Annotated in this window: 19 protein-coding genes and 3 tRNA genes; 13 read left to right on the plus strand and 9 right to left on the minus strand. The window is 41.9% G+C overall.

Annotated elements, in window-relative coordinates:
* Positions 1-32: 32 nt before the first annotated feature.
* From ACS5PU_RS16145 to ACS5PU_RS16165, 5 genes are all read left to right on the plus strand, one after another.
* Entirely contained in the window at positions 33-1,004 is a 972-nt protein-coding gene (locus tag ACS5PU_RS16145; RefSeq protein ID WP_439460191.1) for a PorP/SprF family type IX secretion system membrane protein, read from the plus strand.
* Between the two features lie 42 nt (positions 1,005-1,046).
* Complete coding sequence (locus ACS5PU_RS16150; RefSeq protein ID WP_439460192.1) at positions 1,047-3,008, plus strand: OmpA family protein; 1,962 nt, start codon at positions 1,047-1,049, stop codon at positions 3,006-3,008.
* Between the two features lie 531 nt (positions 3,009-3,539).
* Positions 3,540-4,850: a DNA polymerase IV gene (dinB, locus tag ACS5PU_RS16155; protein ID WP_439460193.1), complete on the plus strand. Its 1,311-nt coding sequence runs from the start codon at positions 3,540-3,542 to the stop codon at positions 4,848-4,850.
* Positions 4,850-7,867, plus strand: coding sequence for a DNA polymerase III subunit alpha (locus ACS5PU_RS16160; protein WP_439460194.1), 3,018 nt, complete (start codon positions 4,850-4,852; stop codon positions 7,865-7,867). The genes dinB and ACS5PU_RS16160 overlap by 1 nt, the downstream gene beginning before the upstream one ends.
* A gap of 343 nt (positions 7,868-8,210) precedes the next feature.
* Positions 8,211-8,720: a YdeI/OmpD-associated family protein gene (locus ACS5PU_RS16165; protein ID WP_439460195.1), complete on the plus strand. Its 510-nt coding sequence runs from the start codon at positions 8,211-8,213 to the stop codon at positions 8,718-8,720.
* A 116-nt stretch (positions 8,721-8,836) separates the two neighbouring features.
* Here the strand turns inward: ACS5PU_RS16165 and ACS5PU_RS16170 are convergent, their stop codons facing one another.
* From ACS5PU_RS16170 to ACS5PU_RS16205, 8 genes are all read right to left on the minus strand, one after another.
* Positions 8,837-9,592, minus strand: coding sequence for a polyprenol monophosphomannose synthase (locus ACS5PU_RS16170; RefSeq protein WP_439460196.1), 756 nt, complete (start codon positions 9,590-9,592; stop codon positions 8,837-8,839).
* A 224-nt stretch (positions 9,593-9,816) separates the two neighbouring features.
* The gene (locus ACS5PU_RS16175; protein ID WP_439460197.1) at positions 9,817-11,298 is read right to left on the minus strand and encodes a peptide MFS transporter; all 1,482 of its coding nucleotides are present in this window, start codon (positions 11,296-11,298) and stop codon (positions 9,817-9,819) included.
* Positions 11,299-11,475: 177 nt separating this feature from the next.
* Positions 11,476-13,071: a peptide MFS transporter gene (locus tag ACS5PU_RS16180; RefSeq protein WP_439460198.1), complete on the minus strand. Its 1,596-nt coding sequence runs from the start codon at positions 13,069-13,071 to the stop codon at positions 11,476-11,478.
* Positions 13,072-13,217: 146 nt separating this feature from the next.
* Positions 13,218-14,114, minus strand: coding sequence for a hypothetical protein (locus ACS5PU_RS16185; protein WP_439460199.1), 897 nt, complete (start codon positions 14,112-14,114; stop codon positions 13,218-13,220).
* A gap of 29 nt (positions 14,115-14,143) precedes the next feature.
* Positions 14,144-15,319, minus strand: coding sequence for an acetyl-CoA C-acyltransferase (locus ACS5PU_RS16190; RefSeq protein ID WP_439460200.1), 1,176 nt, complete (start codon positions 15,317-15,319; stop codon positions 14,144-14,146).
* A 403-nt stretch (positions 15,320-15,722) separates the two neighbouring features.
* Positions 15,723-15,890: an Arc family DNA binding domain-containing protein gene (locus tag ACS5PU_RS16195; protein ID WP_439460201.1), complete on the minus strand. Its 168-nt coding sequence runs from the start codon at positions 15,888-15,890 to the stop codon at positions 15,723-15,725.
* A gap of 2 nt (positions 15,891-15,892) precedes the next feature.
* Positions 15,893-16,414: a hypothetical protein gene (locus tag ACS5PU_RS16200; protein ID WP_439460202.1), complete on the minus strand. Its 522-nt coding sequence runs from the start codon at positions 16,412-16,414 to the stop codon at positions 15,893-15,895.
* Between the two features lie 4 nt (positions 16,415-16,418).
* Positions 16,419-17,276: an SPFH domain-containing protein gene (locus ACS5PU_RS16205; RefSeq protein WP_439460203.1), complete on the minus strand. Its 858-nt coding sequence runs from the start codon at positions 17,274-17,276 to the stop codon at positions 16,419-16,421.
* A gap of 190 nt (positions 17,277-17,466) precedes the next feature.
* Between ACS5PU_RS16205 and ACS5PU_RS16210 the strand changes: the two genes are divergently transcribed.
* From ACS5PU_RS16210 to ACS5PU_RS16240, 7 genes are all read left to right on the plus strand, one after another.
* Positions 17,467-19,473: an HD family phosphohydrolase gene (locus ACS5PU_RS16210; RefSeq protein ID WP_439460441.1), complete on the plus strand. Its 2,007-nt coding sequence runs from the start codon at positions 17,467-17,469 to the stop codon at positions 19,471-19,473.
* Positions 19,474-19,554: 81 nt separating this feature from the next.
* A tRNA-Ser gene (locus ACS5PU_RS16215) sits at positions 19,555-19,641 on the plus strand.
* Positions 19,642-19,744: 103 nt separating this feature from the next.
* Positions 19,745-19,818, plus strand: a tRNA-Pro gene (locus tag ACS5PU_RS16220).
* 55 nt (positions 19,819-19,873) lie between these two features.
* A tRNA-Pro gene (locus tag ACS5PU_RS16225) sits at positions 19,874-19,947 on the plus strand.
* 271 nt (positions 19,948-20,218) lie between these two features.
* Positions 20,219-20,509, plus strand: coding sequence for a hypothetical protein (locus ACS5PU_RS16230; RefSeq protein WP_439460204.1), 291 nt, complete (start codon positions 20,219-20,221; stop codon positions 20,507-20,509).
* Positions 20,510-20,585: 76 nt separating this feature from the next.
* Positions 20,586-21,845, plus strand: coding sequence for a site-specific integrase (locus tag ACS5PU_RS16235; RefSeq protein ID WP_439460205.1), 1,260 nt, complete (start codon positions 20,586-20,588; stop codon positions 21,843-21,845).
* 194 nt (positions 21,846-22,039) lie between these two features.
* On the plus strand, positions 22,040-23,257 hold the full coding sequence (locus ACS5PU_RS16240; protein ID WP_439460206.1) for a phage integrase SAM-like domain-containing protein: 1,218 nt from the start codon (positions 22,040-22,042) through the stop codon (positions 23,255-23,257).
* Between the two features lie 103 nt (positions 23,258-23,360).
* Here ACS5PU_RS16240 and ACS5PU_RS16245 read toward each other — a convergent pair whose 3' ends face one another.
* A complete protein-coding gene (locus tag ACS5PU_RS16245) occupies positions 23,361-24,176 on the minus strand; it encodes a class I SAM-dependent methyltransferase (protein WP_439460207.1) in 816 nt (271 codons plus the stop codon).
* A gap of 499 nt (positions 24,177-24,675) precedes the next feature.
* Between ACS5PU_RS16245 and ACS5PU_RS16250 the strand changes: the two genes are divergently transcribed.
* Positions 24,676-25,521 (plus strand): chromate resistance protein ChrB domain-containing protein, encoded by an 846-nt coding sequence (locus ACS5PU_RS16250; protein ID WP_439460208.1) that lies wholly within the window; start codon positions 24,676-24,678, stop codon positions 25,519-25,521.
* Positions 25,522-25,605 lie beyond the last annotated feature (84 nt).

Raw genomic sequence — 25,605 nt, forward strand, 5'->3', positions numbered from 1 at the left:
TTAATCTGGCTGTACTTTAAGATATTAAGACGATGAAGAAATTAATAGGTTTACTAGCAGGTTCGTTTCTGCTGCTCTGGCACCCCGCATCTGCACAGCAGGATGCACAGTACAGCCAGTACATGTTCAACGGGATCTATATCAATCCGGCCTATGCCGGTTATAAGGAAGTGCTCAACGTGCACAGTTTTTACCGTAGCCAGTGGACGGGCATTACCGGTGCCCCGCGGTCTATGTCGCTTGCGGTAGATGCCATTGCCAACAGCGGCAACGTGGGTCTGGCATTGCAGGTGGCGGCCGATAAACTGGGTGCACAGAACAACCTGAGCATTTACGGCAACTATGCCTACCGCATCCCCATGAACGATGATGGCAGCTCAAGGCTGGCCCTTGGCCTTGGTGTGGGCATGGTGCAGCTGGGCATTGATGGTTCCATGCTGAACCCGAACAATCCCGAGCCCAACCAGCCGGTGGGCATGCAGAGCACCATTGTACCCGATGCAAGGGCAGGGGTGTACTTTGCCAACGATAAATATTATGCGGGCTTCTCGGTAGATAACCTGATTGCCACCTACATCAATATCGACCGTTACGCCTTTATCCCACAGCCCAAACCGCATTATTACCTAACAGCCGGGGCACTTTTTCCGCTTTCTGAGGACTTTCAGATCAAACCCTCATTCCTGTTGAAGGACGACCGTGGCGGTCCGACGAGTTTGGATCTGAATGCTTTTTTATTGATCAAAGATTTTTTATGGGTTGGCGGCTCTTACCGTACCGGTGTAAAGCTGTACGATAAAAGTTACCTGCAGAAAGACCTTACGCCAAGAAACTCTGCTGTGGCGGCAATTCAGCTTTTTCCTTCCGAAAAGATCAGGATCGGTTATGGCTACGATTTTTCGATCGGGCCGTTGCAGGGCTATAGCAGTGGTACGCACGAGATCTCGATTGCTTATTCTTTTATCAAACAGAACATCAGATTGGCTACACCAAGGGTGTTTTAAACATTATTTCTGTATTTTAGACCCAACTATCCAAACAACATAATGAAGAAAATTTTAATAGGCACCTGCTTTTCTGCATACTGTTTCTTTGCCCTTGGTTTTTCGGCAAATGCGCAATATGTTTTAAAAGATGCTGACAAACAATACGGGCTGTTCAACTACAGCAAAGCGATAGACCTGTACGAGCAGGCCTATAAAAAGAAAGCGACATTGCATGCGGCAGAGCGTTTGGCCAGTGCCTACGCAATGGTGTACAACTACAAACAGGCCGAGAGCTGGTATGCCATTGCGGCGAAGATGCCGGGCAGCAGTCCCGAAAATACCCTGGGTTATGCCAGGGCGCTGCAGGGCAATTCTAAATACAGCGAGGCCAAAGTACAGTACCTGAGCTATATCGAAAAAAAGAAGGATGTTTCCGAAAAGCAGCAGGCCGTTTGGGTAGCTTCCTGCGATTCGGCACTGAAATGGATCAAAAACCCAAAAAAGATAGAGCTGGTAAACCAGAAAGCGCTGAACAGCAGCCAGTCAGACTGGGGCGCCGTTAATTACCAGGGCGGTGTGGTGTTTACCTCCGATAGGTCGGACAGCAAACTGGAGAGCAGCGAGGGCAGGCCTTTTTTAAGGTTCGACGGATCGAAGGAACCCGATAAGCAGGTTTACGGCTGGACCGGTAACGGTTACCTGAAACTGTACTTCAAGGCTTCACCGAACGATAGCCTGCAGCTGTTCCCCATCAAGGCCGGTACCAGGTACCATGTGGGCTCGGCAAGCTTTACCGCCGATGGCCGTACCATGTACTTTACCCTGACTAGGATCTCCGATGAACTGGAGCGCTTAAAAAAACAGCCCACAACGGTCAATGTAGAGATCTTCAGCAGCACAAAAGGCAGTGATGGCAAATGGGGCGAACCCGTTTCCTTTGCCTATAACAACGTAAACGAATATTCGGTAGGCGATCCCTTTATCACCACCGATGGCAACAGCCTTTACTTTGCCTCAAACATGCCTGGCGGGCTTGGCGGTACCGATATCTACGTGTGCCTAAAAACAGATGCCGGAGAATGGGGCAAGCCGATCAACCTGAAAGAAGTGAATACGGAAGGGAACGACCGCAGTCCGGTATTTGATGAAAAAGACAATTTTTATTTCTCGAGCGATGGACGGGTTGGCATGGGTGGACTTGATGTTTATCAGGCTTTAAGAGAAGGTGGAAAAATAGGCCGGGTAGAAAATCTGGGCTATCCTTTCAACTCACCACAGGATGATTTTGGCTTTAGCCTGAACGAAAAAGGCGGTATTGTTTACCTTTCTTCCAACCGCGATGGCGGTGTGGGCAGCGATGACATTTATACCATCGACCAGAAAATGATCTTGGCCTTTAAACTGGAGGGCAGGGTGTTTGATAGAGGGAGCAACCAGCCTATCGCCGGTGCACTGGTAACCCTGACGAAGGTTAACGGAGGCATTTTAAAAACAGAAACCGATGATAACGGTGGCTATAAATTTAACCTGGCCAAAGAGGCAGAATACAATGTTACGGCAGAAAAAACAGGCTACCGTTCGGATGTAGAAAACCTGGCAACCATTGGCCTTACCACTTCGGCCGTATTGGAGCAGGACCTGCACCTCGAAGCTATTGTAATTGATAAAGCCATCAGGATTGAGAATATCTACTACGATTTCGATAAATGGAATATCCGTGCAGATGCTGCGGTAGAACTGGACAAGCTGGTAAAGATCATGAAAGATAACCCAACCATCTGGATCGAGCTTGGTTCGCATACCGACAGCAGGGGCAAGGATGGCTACAACCTCAGCCTATCACAGAAAAGAGCCGAATCTGCTGTGCAGTACATCATCTCCAGGGGGATCGATAAAAACCGCATCGCAGCCAAAGGTTACGGCGAAACCCAGTTGCTGAACAAATGTGCAAATGGTGTAGACTGTACAGATGCAGAACACCAGCTAAACAGAAGGACCGAGTTTAAGATTGTAAAACAGTAAATAAAAAGACTTGTCAGCTTTAATAGCCATTTTGCTAGAAAGTTGACAACGCTGAAACTCATATTGGCAACCAGTGTAAATACATTTTGCCTCCGGTTTTAACCGGAGGCATTTTTTTTGTTTTCAGCACCTCCTTGAAAAAAAAACATAAAAAGGTCTCAGCGGGATGATAAGGCCAGCAGGAGTTGTCAGCTTTAATAGCCATTTTGCTAGAAAGCTGACAACGCTGAAACTCATATTGGCAACCAGTTTGAATACATTTTGCCTCCGGTTTTAACCGGAGGCATTTTTTGTTTTATTCCGTCCCTAGTCGTTACTCTTAATGTCCTTAATCCCTTAATGGTCAAAAAAATGGAAGATGTAAAATGTAAAGTCCATCAATTCATACCATTTTAGCATACCACTCTTTTATCTTATATCTCAAAAAAAACTAAAAATGTTAGTATTTTGTTCAAAAATCCTTAAATTTAATCAACCTTAAAAACTAAAAATATTAGTATTTTTGTTTTCAATCATCCCAATAGTACAGTAATGGATAAAGAAAGGCAGATTATTCACATGGATCAAGATGCATTTTTTGTATCGGTAGAAATCAGGAAAAACCCTAAACTACTAGGCAAACCGGTAATCATCGGTGGCGGTAGCGATAGGGGCGTAGTGGCCTCCTGTAGTTATGAAGCCCGAAAGTATGGTATCCACTCGGCTATGCCCGGACGTACCGCAAAACTACTTTGTCCACAGGCTATATTTTTAAAAGGCGATATGGAAGAATACTCCAAGGCATCGCACGAAATTACCGAAATCATTGCCGATAAGGTTCCGCTGTTTGAAAAAGCCAGTATTGATGAACATTATATCGATATGACCGGTATGGACCGCTTTTTTGGCTGCATGAAATTTGCGTCAGAGCTGCGGCAGACCATTATCAGAGAAATGAAGCTGCCTATTTCTTTCGGACTTTCCGTTAACAAAACAGTTGCTAAAATTGCCACCAACGAATCAAAACCTGGTGGCGAATTACAGGTTACCTATCCAGAACTGAGGCCCTTTCTCGATCCCCTCGCTATCCACAAAATTCCGGGTATTGGCCATGCCACCTATAAAAAACTGAGCGAAATGGGCGTCCGCGAAATCCTTACCCTTACCCAGATTCCCCAACAGCTTATGTTTAAAATATTGGGGCAGCATGGCTTAAGTTTATGGCAAAAAGCCAATGGGATTGATCTGGCCCCTGTGGTTCCCTACCGCGAAAGAAAATCGATCGGTACACAGGCCACTTTTGAAAGCGATACCATGGATATGGCCAAATTAAAAGCCATTATTACCGGCATGGTAACAGGGTTAACCTTCCAGCTGCGCAACCAGAAAAAACTAACGGCCTGCATCACAATAACCGTACGTTACACCAATTTCGAAACCGTTACCCAGCAAGAACGTATTCCTTATACTTCGCTCGATTCCTTTCTGATCAGCAAGGCCCATAGCCTGTTCGAAAAAGTGTATTCCAAACGCATGTTGCTCCGGTTGGTAGGGGTAAAGCTTTCGCATTTGGTAAGCGGTTATGAGCAGATTGGCCTGTATAACATCGCCGAAGAAGAATATAATCTTTACCAGGCTATGGATAAGGTGCGCAATAATTTCGGTGCCGAAGCCGTAGTAAAAGCCTGTATTGTTACCCAGCCACCACGCGATGAAAAAGGAAAGGTAATTAAGTACAATCCACGCAAAAAGAAAATTTTGATCGAGAATACCGAAGAAGAAGAGCCGGAAATAAAGAAACGTTCAAAAATAAGAAGCTTCATGAGCGAAAAAGGAACCACGGGCACTAAATCTTACGACTGATGTTTTTAAATGTTCATTCATCATATAGCCTAAAATATGGTACCCTGAGCATTGAGCAGTTAATTGCAGCTGCACGAAGTTTGGGCATCCATCAAATGGTACTAACGGATATCAATAACTCAACAGGGGCGGTAGAGTTTATCCGTGCGTGCTATAAACAGGGTATTGCCAAAGAAGCTGATGAAATACAGAGGGGCAACATTCCATATCAGATTAAACCTGCAGCAGGTATTGAGTTTAGAACCGATAACAGATTATTGTATGTAGGGATTGCCAAAAACAGGGAAGGGATGCGCGAGTTGAACGAGTTTTTAAGCCTGCACAATATCAACCATATCCCACTGCCAGAAACACCGCCACAAATGGATAATACGTACATCATTTATCCCTTTCGAAAATCTTTCAGCCTAGCCCTAAAAGAAAATGAATTTGTGGGTATCCGTGCCAAACAGCTCAGCCTTTTGTACCGGCATCCGCTTTTAAAGCAGAAAGAAAAACTGCTGGTGTGGCATCCCGTTACCGTAGGAAACAAAATTACTTACCGGCTGCACGAGTATTTAAGGGCGATAGAACTGAACACCTTATTAAGTAAAGTACCTGATGAGCAAAAATGCGACCCTGATGAATTTTTGATCCCCGAAGAAGAACTTACGCAGCAGTTTAAGCAGTATCCTTTTATTGTACAGAATACACAAAAGCTGTTGAACAGTTGCGACTTAAGCGTTTACTTCGAAGATAAACCTGTGCCCTCCTCCAAAAACAAGTTTTTTTATACCGATGAAGGCATTGAAGGCGATAAAAAAATGCTCCGCGAGCTGGCCGAAAGAGGCCTTAAATACCGTTATGGCGAAAATAATCCCACAGCCGTAGAACGTTTGGAAAAAGAACTGCGGATTATCGAACTTAAAAATTTCTGTGCCTATTTTCTGATCACCTACGATATTGTCCGTTATGCAATGGAAGATTGTGGTTTTTATCACGTTGGGCGTGGTTCGGGCGCCAACAGCATTGTAGCCTATTGCTTGCGCATTACCGATGTAGATCCGATTGATCTCGACCTGTATTTCGAACGTTTTCTGCATGAGAAAAGAACCAGTCCGCCCGATTTTGATATCGATTTTTCGTGGGATGAGCGGGAAACCATACAAAAGTATATTTTTAAAACCTATCCAGAATGGCATGTGGCTTTTCTGGGTACCATGAGTACTTTTAAAGACCGTGCAATTATCCGCGAAATAGGTAAGGTACTGGGTTTGCCAAAAGAGGAGATAGATAGCTTTACCGACCCTACCAAAGAGCGCGAAAATTCAGCAAACAGCACTTATCAAAAATTATTGGCCGTACACCAGTACATGAAGAGTATGCCCAATCAGCGCTCTATCCATGCCGGTGGGATTTTGATTTCAGAAGAGCCGATTACCTATTATACCGCATTGGATATGCCGCCAAAAGGTTTTCCCACCGTGCAATGGGATATGTACGAAGCCGAAGCCATTGGGTACGAAAAATTCGATATTTTAAGTCAGCGGGGTATTGGGCACATCCGCGAGGCTGTACAGCTCATCAAAAAGAATAAAGGAAGGGATATCGATATCCACGATTTTAAAACCTTTAAAGATGATCAGAAATTAAACGGCATTCTTAAAGAAGGGCAGCCTATTGGTTGTTTTTACATCGAATCGCCAGCCATGCGGCAGTTGCTTAAAAAGCTGAAATGCGATAATTACCTCACCCTGGTGGCGGCAAGTTCCATTATCCGCCCCGGTGTAGCCAGTTCTGGAATGATGAAATCCTATATCGAACGTTACCATGCACCCGATAAAGTGGTATACCTCTGCGGGGTAATGAAAGAACGGCTCAGCGAAACTTACGGCGTAATGGTTTATCAGGAAGATGTGATTAAAGTTTGCCATTACTTTGCAGGTCTGGATCTGGCCGATGCCGATATTCTCCGTAAAGCCATGAGCGGTAAATACCGTTCTAAACTTGCTTTTGAAGAACTGGTGAACAAGTTTAAGTTTTCGGCCAGAAAAGAAGGCCACTCCGAAGAGCTGATCAACGAAGTATGGCGGCAGATTTCGTCTTTTGCAGGTTATAGTTTCTCTAAGGCACATTCGGCCTCTTTTGCCGTAGAGAGTTACCAGAGCCTGTATTTGAAAACGTATTATCCAATGGAATTTATGGTGGCCGTGCTTAATAATTACGGTGGCTTTTACAGCAGATGGGTTTACGTTCATGAGCTGCAAAAAACAGGGGCAAGGGTACATCTGCCCTGTGTTAACCAAAGCGATGAGGTGGTGAATATAAACGGCGAAGATGCTTACCTGGGTTTTATCGGTATCCAGGGACTGGAAGAAAAAAACATTAAAAACATCCCTAACGAGCGCAGGGCAAATGGTCCTTACACCGATCTCGAAGACTTTGTAAAACGCACCTGCATTTCGCTCGAACAAACCATTATTTTAATCCGCCTGGGCGCCTTAAGGTTTACCGGGAAAGACCGCAAAACCCTGCTTTGGGATGTACACAATTACCTCGGTTTTAAACAGAAGAAAGTAAACCATGCCGAACTTTTTAAGTTAAGCTACAAAACCTATCAGCTCCCTGCACTGGCCGATTCGCAACTGGAAAATGCCTATACTGAATTAGAACTGCTGGGTTATCCGCTTAATTATAAAATGTTCGATTTTTTAAAAACACCTTACCGTGGCGATACCATGGCCGCAGATATGCATAAACACCTTGGCAAAACAGTAAAAATGGTGGGCAATTATGTGTGCGAAAAAACCGTACATACCGTCAAAAATACCAAAATGTGGTTCGGTACCTTTTTAGATGCCAATGGCGATTTTTTTGATACGACTCATTTCCCGAATACCACACCCATGTACCCTTTTAAAGGAAAAGGCTGTTACCTTATTTTAGGTAAAGTGGTTGAAGATTTCGGCTTTCAAAGTATCGAGGTGTTAAAATTTGCCAAACTGGATATTCAGATGAACCCGGTAGCGATTGATTAAATAAAAAGGATATGATTGGATCTAAAATTAGAGACGAGTATTCATTAGCCATTTTGGAAAGCCCTTTGAAACATTATCAATTCTTTGTTTTAACCTATTTATTTTGGTCATGAGCCGAATAATTTGGTTATTCGGCTCATGATTTGGCTTTTTTTTGAGCCGAATAATATTTGGTATAGATTGGTAACATAGTTGAAGAATAGTAAGGGTAATTTACTTTCCTAAAGTTTCTTATATGGTAAAAATGCTTGCAAAATACGCTTGCGCGCGTTTCTAACCCGTGCATCAATAACCTAACGATTTAATCGTTTATCAGTTAAAACTTAATTTTTATCTTTAAGCCATGATCCACTTTAAAGCAGAGATAGAGCGTTTCGAAACCATGGGCGAAAAAACCGGTTGGAGTTATGTATTTATTCCTGCCGCTTTAGCTAACGGGATAAAAGCCGGTTGCAAAAGAAGCTTTAGGGTAAAAGGCAAAATAGATCAGCTGGAAGTAGCCGGATTGGCAACCATCCCCATGGGAGAGGGCGATTTTATTATTGCCCTAAAAGGCGAGCTCCGTAAAAAATTAAAGAAAGAGGCCGGCGCAAGCATCGAACTTTATTTAGAAGAAGATAAAGATTTTAAGATTGAAATGCCGGAAGATCTGGAAATCTGTTTATCGGAAGAAGAACACTTAATGCAGAATTTTCTCAAACAGCCTAAATCGCATCAAAACTATTATATCAACTGGATCAACCAGGCCAAAACGGAACCCACGCGCACAAAAAGAATTGTAATGACCATTAAAGCCATGGATAAAGGACAAGATTTTGGCACAATGATAAGGGAATCGCAGGGTAAGACTTGAGTCTGTAGCTAAGTCCCAAGTCAGAACCATTTGTTATGGATGATTAACGATGAGCTATAAAACTATTAACCATTGACCGTAAGCAATAAGCTCCTGACTGAAGAATTGGGCCGGAACTATGACTTCGGACTTCCGACTTCAGATTTCCTACTATAATCCCTAAACCAGCTCCAAAATTTCATCTGGATTACACCTAAAAAAGCTTCCCTGAAAATACGGGTGCTCATTTTTGACGTTCCTTCCGTACGGTCGGTAAAGATAATGGGCACCTCTACCACTTTAAAACCGAATTTAATGGCCGTAAATTTCATTTCAATCTGAAAGGCATAACCCACAAATCTGATTTTATTAAGTGGAATGGTTTCCAGTACAATTCTACGGTAGCATTTAAAACCAGCAGTAGCATCCTGAATGTTTATGCGGGTAATAAAACGGACGTACATAGAGGCAAAGTACGACATTAAAACCCTGCCCATAGGCCAGTTTACCACATTAACACCTTTAACGTAGCGAGAACCTATGGCTACATCAGCTCCATTTATGCATGCTTCGCGTAAGCGCGCCAAATCATCTGGGTTATGAGAAAAGTCGGCATCCATTTCAAAAATGTATGCATATGCCCTTTGCAGTGCCCAGTTGAAGCCGTAAATGTAAGCCGTACCCAATCCCTGCTTGCCGGCACGTTCTTCGATAAATAAATGCCCTTCGTATTCGCTCTGCAACGATTTTACGATGTCGGCAGTTCCATCCGGAGAACCATCATCAATAATTAAGACATGAAAAGGCTGGGTTAAAGAAAAAACCTTTCTGATGATCTTTTCGATGTTTTCCTTCTCGTTGTAGGTGGGGATGATGACTAAGCTATCTGACACTTTTATGCTGATTTTTTTATGTAATGTAAGCCCGGAGCCTTGTTTTTTAGCTATGTTATGCTTTCAAAATGCGAAAGTAAAGATTTAATATGGAATCATCACGATTTTTCCTTGAATTGTGGACGCTTTAAATCAACTGCTTTTTACCATATAAGACACATGAGCACATTTAAGGTTTAAAGTTATATGAATCTTACATGCCTTACATGGTTCAGAAATTAAGCCTATCTAACTTCCTGCATTAATCTTTTAACCAACTGCGAAAAGAGGATTAAAGCTAACCCAGATATTAACGAGTATAGGGCAAGCGATTTGTAACCTTCTGTATAAGCCATTAATTTGGTTGTTAACGAAGCATTTTCTATACTCGACATTTCTGCACCCAGTTTTCCGGCGGCCAATTGTCCGAAAGCACTCGATAAAAACCATAAACCCATCATCATACCAAACATCTTTTTAGGCGAAAGTTTGGTAATGATCGACATGCCTATTGGCCCCAGGCAAAGCTCGCCCAATGTTAACAGTAAATAAGCAAAGGTAAATACATTTAAAGAGCTAATGCCCTGTGCGTTGGCGAAAAACCGGGTTGCATAAAAAACATAAAAACTCAAGGCCAATAAAAGGAAACCTATACCAAACTTTACAACCGTATTGGGTTCTATTTTGCGTTTGTAAAGGCCCAGCCATAAAATACCTACGATTGGACTAAAAACAATTACAAAGAAAGAGTTAACGCTATTGTTAACCACATTTGGATCGATATTCAAAAAGAGGATTTTATGGTCGAGGTTATCTTTTGCAAATAAAGAAAGCGAACCGCCACTCTGCTCCGATATGGCCATAAAAATGAAATAACAGAAGATGAAAATGAAAGCAGCAAGCAATTTGTACTGTGCTTTTTTATCTTTTATTTTAAAGGTTTCGAACAGGAAATAAACCAGGGCCACCACACCAATGGTATACATAAAATAGTCAGTATAGTCCGTATTCTTTACCATGATATAAATCAATGGGATACACAGGATAGAGCCTGTATATACAGCAATTTCTGATGTTTTTTGAGTGGCTTTTTTAAGGTGCAGCAAAGGCGAATTTCCTATTGGACCCAAATGCTTTTTAGTGAAAATGAAAGTACCCAAACCGAAAGCCATTACCAATGCAGCAGATAGGAAACACAAATGCCAGTTGTAGTACTTGCCCAGGTAAATGCACATGGCGCCGCCTAAAAGTCCGCCTACGTTAATGCCTGCATAAAAAAGTCCGTAACCGGCATCTCTTCTGTTATCTTTTTCGTGGTAAAGTTCGCCAACCATTGAAGAAATGTTCGGTTTAAAAAAGCCTGTTCCAACAATAGATAAGGTAATTCCAATATAGAATAGATCGTGCGGCGAAAAAGCCAGAATCAGGTTTCCGATAATCATTAATGAGCCGCCCCAAAACAACGATTTCCTAAAGCCCAAAACCTTATCGGCAAAAATACCGCCTATAAAGGTAAAAGCATAAACGAAAGCCTGTATTGCCCCGTATTGCAGGTTTGATTTCTGATCGCTCAAACCCAGTTGATCGACCATAAAAAAGGCCAATACACCGCGCATCCCATAAAAGCAGAAACGCTCCCACATTTCTACCAGCGATAAGTACCAGAGCTGTTTTGGGTATTTCCCCTCAAAATTTTGAATTTCTTCTATTGAAATTGTTTTTTCCATTAAAATGAGACTAAAAATTAAAAAGGCTGTATCCTAAGTATAAAACTGTCATCCTGAGCCTGTCGAAACACTTGGTTAAATGCCTTGGAAAAGCATTTCGACAAGTTCAATGTGACAAATTCGAATCAAAGTTCTTACTTACGGTACAACCTCTTAGGTTAAAATTATTTTTTTCGTTTAATGAACACCATGCATCCATTTGCGTAACAATGGACTTAATGCAAACATGATTAAACCAGCTACAATTGGTATGATGGTGAAAATTAAAAAGAATGTCGAAATAGAATAAGCGCTACTGATTTTATCGATCAATGAGCCTGTAGCACCTGCAAGGTAATTTCCGATGGCTGTACAGGTAAAGAAAACCCCAAACATTAAGCCTACTAAATTGGCCGGTGCAAGTTTACTCACATAAGATAAACCTACCGGAGAAATGCAAAGCTCGCCTACCGTATGGAAGAAATAGGCAAACACCAGCCAGAACAAGCTTACCTGTGCCGATGTAGCACCCTGTGGAATAGCCGAACCGCCATAAGCCAGGCCTGCGAAACCGATACCTACAAAAATTAACCCGAAGCCGAATTTTACAGGTCCGCTAGGGTTAAACTTAGTTTCCCATATTTTAGAAACAATTGGCGCTAATGATACAATAAAGAAAGAGTTTAATACGCTGAACCATGATGCTGGAACCTCGGTAGTTACCGAACCGATTTCGCGGCTTACTTTCCAGATGGCCAAAACCCAGATAATGGCAAAACTTAATAAGGTAAAAAGTATGGTTGCCGGATATTTTTTGAAGATTTTTCCTGCCAATGATAGCAGTACAAAAGTTACCGCCACCAAAGGGAATATGGTAAGGATACTATCTACCCATTTAAAAGTAGTGGCTGCACCGCCGGTTAAATTTCTTAAGGTATAATCTTTGGCAAAAATGGTCATTGAACCGCCAGCCTGCTCAAATACCATCCAAAAGAAAATGGTAAAGATAGATAGGATAGCAATCACCCATAAACGTTGGCTTCTTACTTTTTTAGGGATTTCTTCAACCGTTGGATCTGCTTTTTCTACTTTTTTGGTTGCATCAACCGATGCACCGATTACACCAAATATTTTTTGTGCAAAATAAAACTGAAGCATACCGAACAGCATAAATACACCAGCAAGTCCGAAACCATAGTGCCAGCCTACTTTTTCGCCAATATAACCGCACATTAACATACCAATAAAAGCACCAGAGTTAATACCCATGTAAAAAATAGCATATGCACTATCTTTTTTATCGCTTATTGGCGGGTATAATTTACCTACAATAGAAGAAATGTTTGGTTTGAAAAAGCCGTTACCAATAATTAACAGCAGTAAACCTGCATAGAAAAAGTTGGTGCTAAAGCCTTCTAAAGCCATAGCTGCGTGGCCTAGGGTCATAATAAAAGCGCCGATGATAACAGCTTTTCTATATCCTGTAAATCTATCGGCAATTAAACCACCAAGTATTGGTGTAAAGTATACTAAACCTGTATAAATAGCATAAAGCTGCAAAGCTTCTGGCCGTGGCCATCCCCAGCCGTTTTTACTTAAATCGCTAATCAGGAAGAGCACCAAAATAGCCCGCATCCCGTAGTAGCTAAATCTTTCCCACATTTCGGTAAAAAAAAGTACAAAAAGGCCAACCGGGTGGCTAAATAATTTTTCTTTGGATACGCCCTGACTTTCTAAATGGAGGTCTAGTTCCTTATCATGGTCAATACTAATGGTTTCATTAGATGTTTGCATAAAACATTTGTTGGTTTTAATTTATGAATTCAGAATTTGTGTGTTGTTTAAGCTAGTTAGCAGGGCGCAATATAGTCAGCTATTGCCAAACTCACAAATTTTTAAGTAAGCTCTGTGGTAATGATGTTGTTAAGTTTTGTTAATTCTTAAAACTTTCTGATCGGTTTTACATTTTTCTTCGGATCGGCGTAAAGTTCATCGCTGGCATTTGGATCGTTGTTTAAGGTTAAATCTTCCTGAAGTTTCAACCGCCCGCCAATAATTTTGAAACCATCAAAAGTACCGTCCGAACCATAAAATTCAAATTTGCCCTTTATTTCCGGATCGAAGGATTCAAGGTGGTCGAATACGATCATTCCTGCCTTTGTATCGGTTTTTAAGGTCATGGCATTCGATTTGGCATATTCAAATATCACCCTGTTTTTTCCTTTTAATTCTTTTCCGTCAAAAACAGGGGCGCCAAAGGTGACATTGTCCTTATCGAATGAAAGTACATCGATTATTTTTTTGGTGGTGAGCGTTGTATTTCCTTTCCAGCCCAAAAGTATATAGTAGGGTAGGCGGTTTCCACTGGTTACCGGAACAATTTCGTAATACCTGGCACCCAGCCATTTTTGGTTATTGGTTATGATATTAGGATCGCTTAGGTTTTCGGTCTGATCAATCAGTGGATAAAGCTTCAGCGGACCGCCCTTGGTATTCATCTGGATGGCACCATAATAACGGTAGGTGCCATTTTCGAGCTGAACATACCAGCTCAAAATCCTAAAGGCCTGATCCGGAGATTTGATTACCGATATGTTCTTTAACGAATCGAATGGGAAAGCAAAAGAATTCGGTGTTTTTAGTGCTTCAACCAATGTTTTTACAAACTTTCCGTTAATATCGAGCTTTTCTGCATCGCTTTGCGTGGCCAAAACATTCCCCGATAGTTTAATCAGCGAATCTTGAAAAACAATTAACTTATTGTTGCCCTGCTGCGCTTTTAGGCCAAGGCTCAATAAACAAAAACACAAAAGGATGTGGAACCGGAGAAACTTCATGCTAACCGAAGATAAATAAAATCTGGAGATTATAGTTTTTCGATTACCAAAGCGCTTGCACCACCGCCGCCATTACAAATGCCGGCAACACCTATTTTTCCGTCATTTTGTGCCAGTACCGAAAGGAGGGTAACCACAATCCTTGCGCCCGATGCACCAAGCGGGTGACCTAAAGAAACAGCACCGCCATTAATATTAACCTGCTCATTTTTTAACGATAACAGTTGGTTGTTGGCGATAGAAACAACCGAAAAAGCTTCGTTGATCTCGAAAAAGTCTACATCTTTAATATCGATATTGGCTTTATGCAAGGCCAGTGGAATCGCTTTGGAAGGAGCAGTCGTAAACCACTCAGGTGCCTGTTGTGCATCGGCATAGCCTAAAATTTTGGCCAAAGGGGTTAAGCCCAGTTCCTTGGCTTTATCGGCACTCATTAAAACCAATGCCGCTGCGCCATCATTTAATGTAGAGGCATTTGCCGCAGTTACTGTTCCATCTTTTTTAAAAACAGGTTTTAATGCAGGTATTTTGTCAAATTTAACCGCAGTAGGTTCATCGTCGGTATCAATCAGGGTAATTTCGCCCTTACGGTCTTTAACTTCAATGGCTATTATTTCGCTGGCAAATTTGCCCGATGTTTGTGCAGCTTGCGCCCTTTTGTACGATTCAATTGCAAACTCATCCTGGGCTTCGCGGCTGATGTTGCATTCGGTGGCACACAGCTCGGCTGCCGATCCCATGTGGTAGTCGTTGTAAACATCCCATAAACCGTCTTTCACCAACCCGTCAGTTAGTTGTCCGTGGCCTAAACGGTAGCCATTTCTGGCTTTATCCAAATAGTAGGGTACATTGCTCATGCTTTCCATTCCGCCGGCAACAATAATGTCGTTATCGCCGTTGGCAATGCTCTGTGCGGCAAGCATAATGGCTTTTGTGCCCGATGCGCATACTTTATTGATGGTTGTAGCAGGTAAATCTGGTAAGCCGGCAAACTTTGCAGCCTGCGTGGCCGGTGCCTGACCCAAATTGGCCGATAGTACATTTCCCATGTATACTTCCTGAATCTGATCGGGGTTTAATCCTGCTTTTTCAATAGCGGCCTTGATAGCGAAACCACCCAGTTGGGTAGCAGAAAATTGAGCTAATGCGCCTCCAAAACTGCCAATGGGTGTTCTTACAGCTGATACGATTACAACTTCTTTCATTTAACGTAAATTTTATGAATTTTTGGTTAGGCCGCTAAGTTAGTCAAACCCCTCAGGTTTCCAAAGCCCATAACGTTTAAAGATAACGTTAAAAACAAGATTTTAGCACGTTCATTACTATCAGGTTTTAAATACGTTTTTGAAAAGCAAAACCTGTAATACTTCGGCCAGTTTAGCCCTGATGTTTGCTGTAGCCCTCATGCTTCGGGGCTGCTTGTTTTTTTTAACTTCTGAAGCCTAAAAGAGCCAATGCACCGGCTGACTTCGGAAGTCTAATGGCTCAGTGGGTTTTGCGTTAGGGGATAAACCTCGCAGGTTTTAAAAAACTGCGAGGTTTGATTGGTAACAATTGTAGACTTCCGAGTTTATCCCTATTCGGGGCTTTAAAACTTCGGAAGTCTAACTATTCCTCTTTCGCTTTACCTTTTTTTCTAGATTTTATTGCCTGGTTAAGCAAAAACTCAATCTGCCCGTTGGTGCTGCGAAATTCATCTGCAGCCCAGGTTTCTACTTCCTTTAATAAAGCAGGACTAATTCTTAATACAAAAGCTTTTTTATCTTTCTCTGCCATCCTTATTGTATTGCCTGTATATTATACCTTGTTTTTAGGTTAATGAGGAATATTTCCAGTTCATCTATCCTGTTGGAGCTGAACAAGAGTTTTTTGCCATTTTTAAATTCCAGCTGTATCCCTTTGTTTTTATCGTTTAGTAAATAGGCCTTGTCGTTAAATTTAAACCAAAGCCGGTTTTTAACACCAAAGCCACCATAATCGCCAAAGGCATCATAATTGGTAATGTAGGCCTTGTCAATTTCCTCCCATTTATGGGATTTTAGTTTTCTTTTGAAAGGGAAATAACGGTAAGCAATGCCCAACTGGCTAATCTGTAGGGTAAGCACATTCTTTTGAATAAGGTAGATGATGGCGAATGGGAGTATTACCGCCCAAAGTGGAGCAAAATAAACTGCCTTTAAATCATTAAAGCTCATCCCACCTTTATCAAAAAGTACAATACTGGCTATCATCACCGCATCAATGGCAACAAGAATGTAGAGCCACCAAAGTTTCAGGCTTTGCTTTTCCTCAAATTCCATTATCCTAATTATATAAGGTACCGGTATTTACCACGGGTTGCACATGGCGGTCGCCACAGAGTACCACCAGTAAATTGCTTACCATGGCTGCTTTGCGTTCTTCATCCAGATCAACAATTCCTTTTTGCGATAATTTTTCGAGGGCCATTTCTACCATGCCTACAGCACCTTCAACAATGAGTTTACGGGCGGCAATAACCGCTGTGGCCTGCTGGCGCTGCAACATGGCACTTGCAATTTCGGGTGCATAGGCAAGGTGCGAAATCCGCGCTTCCAAGACTTCAATGCCTGCCCTTGATAGGCGCTCGTTCAGTTCATTCTCCAAAAGCTCGCTTACTTTTTCGGCACCATCTTTCAATGTAATGCTGGTTTCTTCGCCTTCAGCATGGTCATATGGGAAAATGTTGGCCAAATGCCTTACAGCTGCCTCGCTCTGTATATTTACATATTGCATGTAATTTTCGACCGAAAAAATGGCTTTTGCTGTTTCGTTTACCTTCCAAACCACCACTGCAGCAATTTCGATGGGGTTGCCCAGTTTATCGTTAACCTTTAGCTGCTGGCCGTTTAAGTTATTTGCCCTTAACGATACCTTTCTTTTGGTGGTTAATGGGTTTACCCAGAAAAAGCCATCGGTTTTTACGGTGCCCACATACTTGCCAAATAGGGTTAATACTTTTGATTCGTTAGGGTTGTTGATAATAAGGCCGGGCAGAACCAAAAAGAAGTTGAAGGCCAGGATACAGCCGCCCCAGATAAAACTTTCTGTAAAAAAACAGAATACGGCAGCACCTAAAAGGGCTAAAAACAAGGCGAATGTTAAGTAGCCTGATGGTGGGTTGATTATTTTTTCTTGATACATGATTGATATTAATTTGATATCATAAAGTAAAATATAAAATCTGGTAATTGCAAAGAAAATCAGTAAAATGTATATTAGATAAAAATGTTAATTTTGAAAGTACAATAATTACATCGTTTTGGCTAAAATCAAGAGAAATTCCCACAAAATCCTTTACCGTAAATATTCATCGAACCTAAAGTATGTGATGATGATATTTACCGTTTTCATCATTACCCTGTTCCTTCCAAAGCAGCCAAGATTTAGGTACGAATTTGAGAAGAATGCCGTTTGGAAAAATAAAGACCTCATCTCTCCGTTCAGCTTTGCTATTTTAAAAACCAACCCACAGGTAAGTGCCGATAAAAAGAATGCGCTAAAGGATATTTTACCTGTTTACCAACTCGATAGGGCGATTACGGCCAATGCCCTTGATGAGTTTTCGAATGAATTTGATATTAAATGGAAATCCAAACAGCTTAACGAAAAGGATAAAGAAGCTTACAAAAGTTCGGCTTACAGGTTGTTGGAGAGTATTTATCAAAAAGGAATTATTGGTTTAAATGTGAAACACCAGGCAGGAGGGAAGAATTATGATTTCTCTTTAATGGAAAACAACACTGCGCAGGAGCGAAATACCCAGGATGTATTTACTGCCGAATCTGCCCTGAACTTTTTTAAGGATAATTTTAAGGCACCTAATCAGGTAATGGGCGATCTGGTTGCGAACCTGGCTATTGATCACATTACTCCAAATATTGTATTCGATGAGCGTTTAACGCAAACCATACAGGATAATACCGTTAATAATATATCTACCACCAAAGGAATGGTGCAAAAGGGCGAGCTTATTGTGGCCAAGAATGATGTTATTGATGAAGAAATTTATCAGAAGCTCGAATCGTACAAGGCTACTTACGATGCGCAGACCAAAACCATAGGCAGCAGGGCCTTGGTTTATTTGGGTCAGGTGGTGCTGGTTGGTTTTATCCTGACTATTTTAATGTCGTTCCTTTTTCTTTTTAGGAAAGATATTTTTGCCGATAACCGGCAGCTCTCACTCATTTTGATTGTAACCACAGGCATGCTGCTTGCTTTAACCTGGGCCATTAAAATGGAAATCCCGAGTTTGTATTATATTCCTTTTTGTGTGGTCCCCATTATCATCCGGATTTTATTTGATACGCGTTTGGCGCTTTACCTGCATATGCTGGTAATTTTAATTGCCGGGTTTTTTGTGGCCAACAGTTTCGAATTTGTTTTTTACCAGGTTACGGCTGGTATGGTGGCCATATTCAGTATCAAAAACTTTGTTAAGCGCGAAAGGTTCCTGGTTTCGGCATTGTTTATACTATTGGCCTATTTTGTTTCGTTTGTGGGCATTGCGCTGCTGCGCGAAGGATCTTTCCGCGAAATTGAATGGTACAATTTTATCCCTTTTGTATTTAGTGTATTGCTTTCGCTTTTAGCTTACCCGTTAATTTACCTGTTCGAGCGTATTTTTGGTATCACCTCTGATGTGGCCTTGATTGAGCTGACCAATACCAATAATAAATTGTTAAGAGAGCTGGCATTTAAAGCGCCTGGAACATTTCAGCACTCCTTACAGGTGGCTAACCTTGCCGAGGCTGCCATATTTAAAATTGGCGGTAACTCTGTGCTGGTAAGGGCAGGGGCTTTATACCACGATATAGGCAAGGTAGATAATCCGCAATATTTTATCGAGAACCAGAATACGGCAGTTAGCCCGCACGATAAATTGCCTTACGAGCAAAGTGCACAGATCATTATTCAGCACGTGCATAAGGGAATTGAGATTTTAAGAAAGAACCAGATTCCTGAAGCGATTATTGATTTCATCAGAACACACCATGGCAATACCCGGGTAGATTATTTTTATCAGTCGTTTTTAAAAAATTCTCCTGAAAAATTTGTTGATGAGAACATTTTCCGCTACCCCGGACCAATACCTTTTAGCAAAGAAACTGGTGTGTTAATGTTGGCAGATTCGGTGGAAGCAGCCTCAAGAAGTCTGAAAAATCCCGATGCGCAGAACATAAATGACCTGGTTGAACGCATAATTAACTATAAATTGGAACAAAATCAGCTTGATGATTGCGATTTAACGCTAAAAGATATTGAAACTATCAAATTGATATTCAAGACGATGCTGATGAGTATCTATCATGTGCGCATAGATTATCAACAATTATCATAATTTTTTTTTGCAGAATAACTTGTTTTACTATATTTGCAGACCTCAAAACAACGCCGGTAGGGCGGAAAAACGAGGTTGAAAGGTGAGGTGCCTGAGAGGCCGAAAGGAACAGTTTGCTAAACTGTCGTACTGGTAACGGTACCGCGGGTTCGAATCCCGCCCTCACCGCTGAATGAAAAAAAAGTTGGTCAAAAAAATGGAAAACCCAATAAAATCCATATCTTTGCCATCCCTTAGAAATAAGGTTAAATAAAAGATCGATACCAAAGTTCGGGATGTAGCGTAGCCCGGTATCGCGCCACATTTGGGATGTGGAGGTCGTAGGTTCGAATCCTGCCATCCCGACTAAAAAGTTTATCCCCTTTTAAAACAGGATTAAAAAAAGATCGATACCAAAGTTCGGGATGTAGCGTAGCCCGGTATCGCGCCACATTTGGGATGTGGAGGTCGTAGGTTCGAATCCTGCCATCCCGACGAGAAAACGGATGCATTTTGTATCAGAAAAACCCTCTAAATTCACTATTTAGGGGGTTTTTTCGTTTTACACGTGTCAAAATGCCATAACTGGGTGCAATCCATTCTGCCCCTATTTTAATCCTAAACTCTTTTTCCGACCATTACTTTTTTTACCGAAAAAATGAATTTTTTAATCAAAAACTTAAAAAAATGATTTTCCGTAATTTTGTCCATCTTTTTAGGTGTTTTCAGGTGGCAGAATAGGGGAAAATTTTTTGGAGAAAATCTTATGAAAAAAAGAGAAATTATCCGCCTTGAAAGATGTTTAAAGGCCGGAAAAGAAGCAAAAATCAGAATCAAAATTTTACCCCTAAAATTTGACCCTAAGTCCGGTCAGAAAAAACTGAAAAAATCTCATGTTTTGTCCATTTGCAGTCGGGGTGCAATTTTACCGGAATCCAGCCACAGTGCAGGGATCAGAAAGTTCGCATTGGAGATTGCACAAGGGCCGTCGGTTTTTGCTTCGGAGCAAGTGATCTTTGATGTAAAGAGGAAGGAAAGTAAATTTTTAACAGCTTAAAATCGATTTTCTTCCAAGGGGCATGCATCAGCTTATGCTTTACCAACGAGGAAGAAGTGAAAGGAGAAAGAGAAAAATGAAAAAATCACACACCTTCAGTTTACAGTATTATTTAAAACTTGAAAACGAAGAGGCGGGTAAGGCACCACTTTACCTACGGATTTCGGTTGATGGGAAAGTTGTTAAATACGCATTGAAAAGACAGGTCACAATAAAATTTTGGAACCAGAAGGCACAACGGCTCAATGGGAATTTTCCCGAGCATCTCCAGATCCGGGATAGGATGAGGCAGGTCACCAATGAAGTTAATACCGCGTATAGCGAGCTGCTCTACGAAAACAAGCCGGTAACGGCTGAGGCTATAAAGATGAGGATAACAGGAGGAGAGATCGGAATTTTGTTGTCACAGCTCTTAAAGTACCATAGAGAGGAAACAGGAAAGCTCCTGAGTTGGGGGACTATGAAGAATTATGTTTCCACAGAGCGCTTTCTCACAGAATTTCTGGCCAAGCAAAAACGCGACGATATCTTACTGGCAAAAATTGACTTCAGGTTTATTACAGAGTTTAGTGTTTTCCTTAGGACTAAAAAAACTGATCCAGGTCAGCGCCCGTGTACGCATAATACGGTCATGAAGCATATGGAGCGTTTTCAGAAAATGATGGGATTAGCCCTTAAATTCGGCTGGATAAATAAAGATCCCTTTACCCATTTCAAAAGGCATATCATCCAAAAAGATAGGGATTGTCTGAGTGGGGCTGAAATTGAGAGGATAAGAGTCGTAGAGCTCCCTGAGTACACGCACCAGGTTATCAGGGACATGTTTTTGTTCTGCTGCTATACTGGCCTGGCTTACAACGAGATTTCAAGGCTTAATAAAGCTGCCATCGTCTGCGATGAAGAGGGAGAGTATTGGATAGAGATGATCAGGCAGAAAACTTTCAATTCCTCAGAGCGTAAGTTTCATGTGCTGATACTTCCAGAGGCGAAGGTGACACTGAATAGATATTGGGAGCTTTTAGGGGAAGACTTATATGAGCCCATATTTCCTTGTCCCACCAATCAGGCGACAAATAGGTGTTTGAAAATCATCGGAAGACGGGCAGGCATTTTAAAGGTACTCACTTTCCATATCGCAAGGCACACTTTTGCAACCACGGTTACCCTCGAGCGGGGAGTGTCGATAGAGAGCGTGTCGCATATGCTTGGGCACTCGAGTATTCGCACTACTCAGGTTTACGCTAAAGTTAAAAAGAAGAAGGTGGCGATGGAAATGAAAGCCTTAAGTAGGGAACTGTTAGTTCAGCAGGAGATAGAATTACCGCCTGCCGATTAATATTGAGCTGAATGTTGTGGAGAGCATTTCCCCACAGCATTGCTGTTTTGAGAGCATTTACAGCAGCTTTAAAACAAATCACTTTTCCTTCGGCTACAATTTGGGCCAAATTAAATCAAATGAGCCCTAACGGAAGTAACAGCTTGTGGTTATTAGCTAATATTGATTAACCAAACACATCATTCCCATCATATATGAGAACACGAGAGAGTTTTGGGGTTAGGTTCTTCCTTAAAAAAGAACAGGAGATTAATGGATCTTGTCCGATTTATCTTCGCATTACAGTGAATGGCAGCTCAGCGAGCCTTAAGACGACTAGAGTCGTTGAAATATGTAACTGGGAACAGAACATGCAGCGGGTAAAGCCTGGATCAAAGGGTGAGATAGGGATTGTAGAAATGATGAGCGGTTTACGCCAAAAGATATATGATACGGTAAATCTGCTTAAGCATGAAAAACGGATATTAACAGCCAATGAGATTAAATTAAGGCTCACTAAAGGCGCAGAAAGATATAATCTGTGGAGATTGTTTGACTACCATGCAGCCCAGGAGGGTAAATTGCTCTCAGTAGGCACTATGATCGCTTATGGAACCACAAGACGATACCTAGAGAAATTTATTGCATTACGGGATCTCAAAGATCTCCCCTTAACTGCGCTGAACTTTAAGTTCATTACTGATTTTGGTATATTCCTGCGGACCAGTTCCTTAAGAAAATACCGGTCTTGTGGGAACAATACCTCGATGAAACATTTAGATAGACTAAAGAAACTTATGGGTCTCGCAATACGTTTGGAATGGATAAAGAAGAACCCATTTGAATTCCATAGACGCCATTTGATCAAAAATGACCGGGAATGCCTTAATGAGCAGGAATTGGAGTTGATTAAAAATGCTCCATTGAAAAGTCAAAAACAGCAATTGGCCCGGCATCTATTCATATTTTCTTGTTATACAGGACTCGCTTTTTCTGAGATCGATAGGCTGAAGGCGGTGGATGTGAGCGCTGATGAGGAAGGTTACCAGTGGATTGAGATGAATAGAAAAAAATTACGAAGTACTAGCTCGCGAAATTTTCATGTTTTGATTTTACCCCCAGCAAGAGAGATTCTCAGTTTGTATGCAGGCGATGCCAGGGCAAGGAGACGTGGTACTGTTTTTCCAGGAATGACGAACGCTGCAATAAATAATCACATTCATAACATTGCCAGAAAGGTTGGGATAAGCAAAAACGTGAGCTTTCATCTTGCCAGGCATACCTTTGCAACTACCGTTACCTTGGCTAACGGGATATCCATGGAAACAGTATCCCATATGCTTGGACATGCCAGCATCAAAACAACCGAGATTTACGCAAAGATGAGCCGAAAACGGGTAGCAAACGAAATGAAGGCATTGAGGAAGAAGTAAAGGAACACTGGATTGCCATGATAAAATCAGGGGGGCGCTAAGCGGGATTAAACAAAAAAAGTCTAACTCCACCGGGCGGCCTCCCTGTTCCGCTGCCTTTAGTTTATAGCTCCAAGGTTGCAGCAATCATCATGTGAGGACTTAAAGATAAAAGATCGGAGTCCAGTTCTGTCAAAGAGATGAGTTCAAGCAGTCTCGCTTTTTTCAAAGGATCTGCCCAGCTCTGAAAAAAGCTGTTGTCCATCCAGGCCATACCCTCAACTGCATGAATAGCGTCAACGTTAAAGCCACAGCAGGCGAATTCTTCCTTAAGTTCATTCGGCCTATGATAGTAAGCCCGGGAAAGAATACCCTGCATACCTTCAGGAGCATCGTGTTCTCCAGTGATCAGCGCCGAGATACACATCTGAAATATGCTCGGATTATGGATTAGGCCAGTATTCAAAGCAGCAAGTGTGGAAGCGGCACGGGTAATGGCAAAACCTAATACGATACCCCCAGGCCGCAGTATCCTTCGGCTTTCCCGTATAGCTTGTAACCTATCTTCCTGCCGCTGCAAATGGTAGAGCGGCCCATGAAGAATAACCAGGTCAAAACTGGAATTTTCGAAGGGAAGGTTACCAGCCTGGCCAAGAAGGCAGCTGAATACGGATCCCCCTTTAGCTTTTTTTTGTGCTTTTTGAACATGCCCGGGCACGGGATCAACCAGATAGACCTTGTGCCCCAGAGCAGAAAGCCAGGCCGAGTAATGCCCCGTTCCTCCTCCGATATCAGCTATCCTAAGCGGCATTTGCCCAAGGTAGGCTGTGATAAGCATTTTATTTCTTTCAAATTCCAGTGGCCCCAGGCCGGTCTTTAGACGCGAGTCTTCGCAGGATTGATTATAAAAATCAGTTATAGCAGGATCAATAAGATTCATAAAGTGAGTAGAGCAAAATTAAACACAACAAAACACCTCCGAAGGATAGTGGTAACCTGCGGAAAATTTGGACAAGGTGCCCATGGAGTGATATGTTTAGCAAACTTTAATGGTACTAATTTATAAAAACATCATATATTTCTCAAATCAGTCGTGATCCTTTTTAACTTTTTTTTAAACATGCGTAGACCTATTAATCTTTTTTCGCAAAACCAGGTTTTTGGAGCGCTAAATTTTAATATATTTACATCCCCCTTGGTAGGGGACACTTTTATCTAAATTAGCCTGATCAGGATTGAGAAGGCTTTTTTTATTTAAGGCATTTAGCTCATTTCACAATTGGCCTCCACGAGAGCGATATCAGCTTCGTTACAATTAATCAGGCATATATTTTGTAAAATAGGTGGGGGGATAACTGATCTTGCAATGGCTTAAAGAGGAAAGCAGGTATCAGGTTATATCCTTCCATTGAGTAACTTTGCCGACTAAAGAACATCACATGAAATGGATCACCCGTGAACGCCCTAAGATTGACCGGATTGCCTGCCCCTGGCTGATTAAACGTTTTGTCGATTTCGATGCAGAAATCATCTATGTACCCTATGATGAAGTGTTGGCGGAAGCCCAAAAGACCGGGGCTATACCTTTCGATCTGCCAGATGTAGAATATTCACATTATGATGACCCGTGTACTTTTGATTATATCATCAAAAAGCATCAACTGAATGATCCGGCGCTTTTACGGATTGCAGCCATAGTCCGTGGCGCAGATACCGATCGGCATGATTTTGCTTCTCAGTCGGCGGGATTGGAAGCAATATTTTCCGGTTTGGCTTATAACATCAGCGATGATCGGGAGCTGTTAAAAATAGGCATGATCATTTATGACGGCCTCTATAGCTGGGCGACCCACTTGTTTAAAAATAAACATGCACAGGATGGCCCTGTCGAGCAGCTGCTTTTACAGGTTTACCATCAATACCTCAAACGGGAAAAAGGGAAAAAGATTCCGGAATGGGCCGAAACGCTTAAGGAAATGATCCAGGATCAACTCGACACCAACATGGTCTTTAGTCTGCAGAAGGCATCGCAGGAACTGGAGATCAATCCCGCATACCTTTCACGGGAATTTTCAAAATATTTTGATAACATGACCTTTGGTGATTACATGCGTAAACTTCGAATAGAAAAGGCCTGTGAGCTCATCGAAAACACAAGCCATAGTCTGACCGAAATCGGTTATCTGACTGGCTTTTCCGATCAGAGCCATTTCAATAGGATTTTTAAGAAGGTCATTGGCCAGAGTCCGTCGCTATACCGGAAATTTCAAAGGAATAAAAATTAAGACATTAGTGGGGGATTGCGGGAAAAGTAGTTCTTGCCCAATTTTGGTGGCTTTTAGTTACTGAGTACTTCAGGTATCTAATAA

The sequence above is a fragment of the Pedobacter sp. GSP4 genome (assembly GCF_051857575.1).
In the GTDB taxonomy this organism is placed as follows: domain Bacteria; phylum Bacteroidota; class Bacteroidia; order Sphingobacteriales; family Sphingobacteriaceae; genus Pedobacter.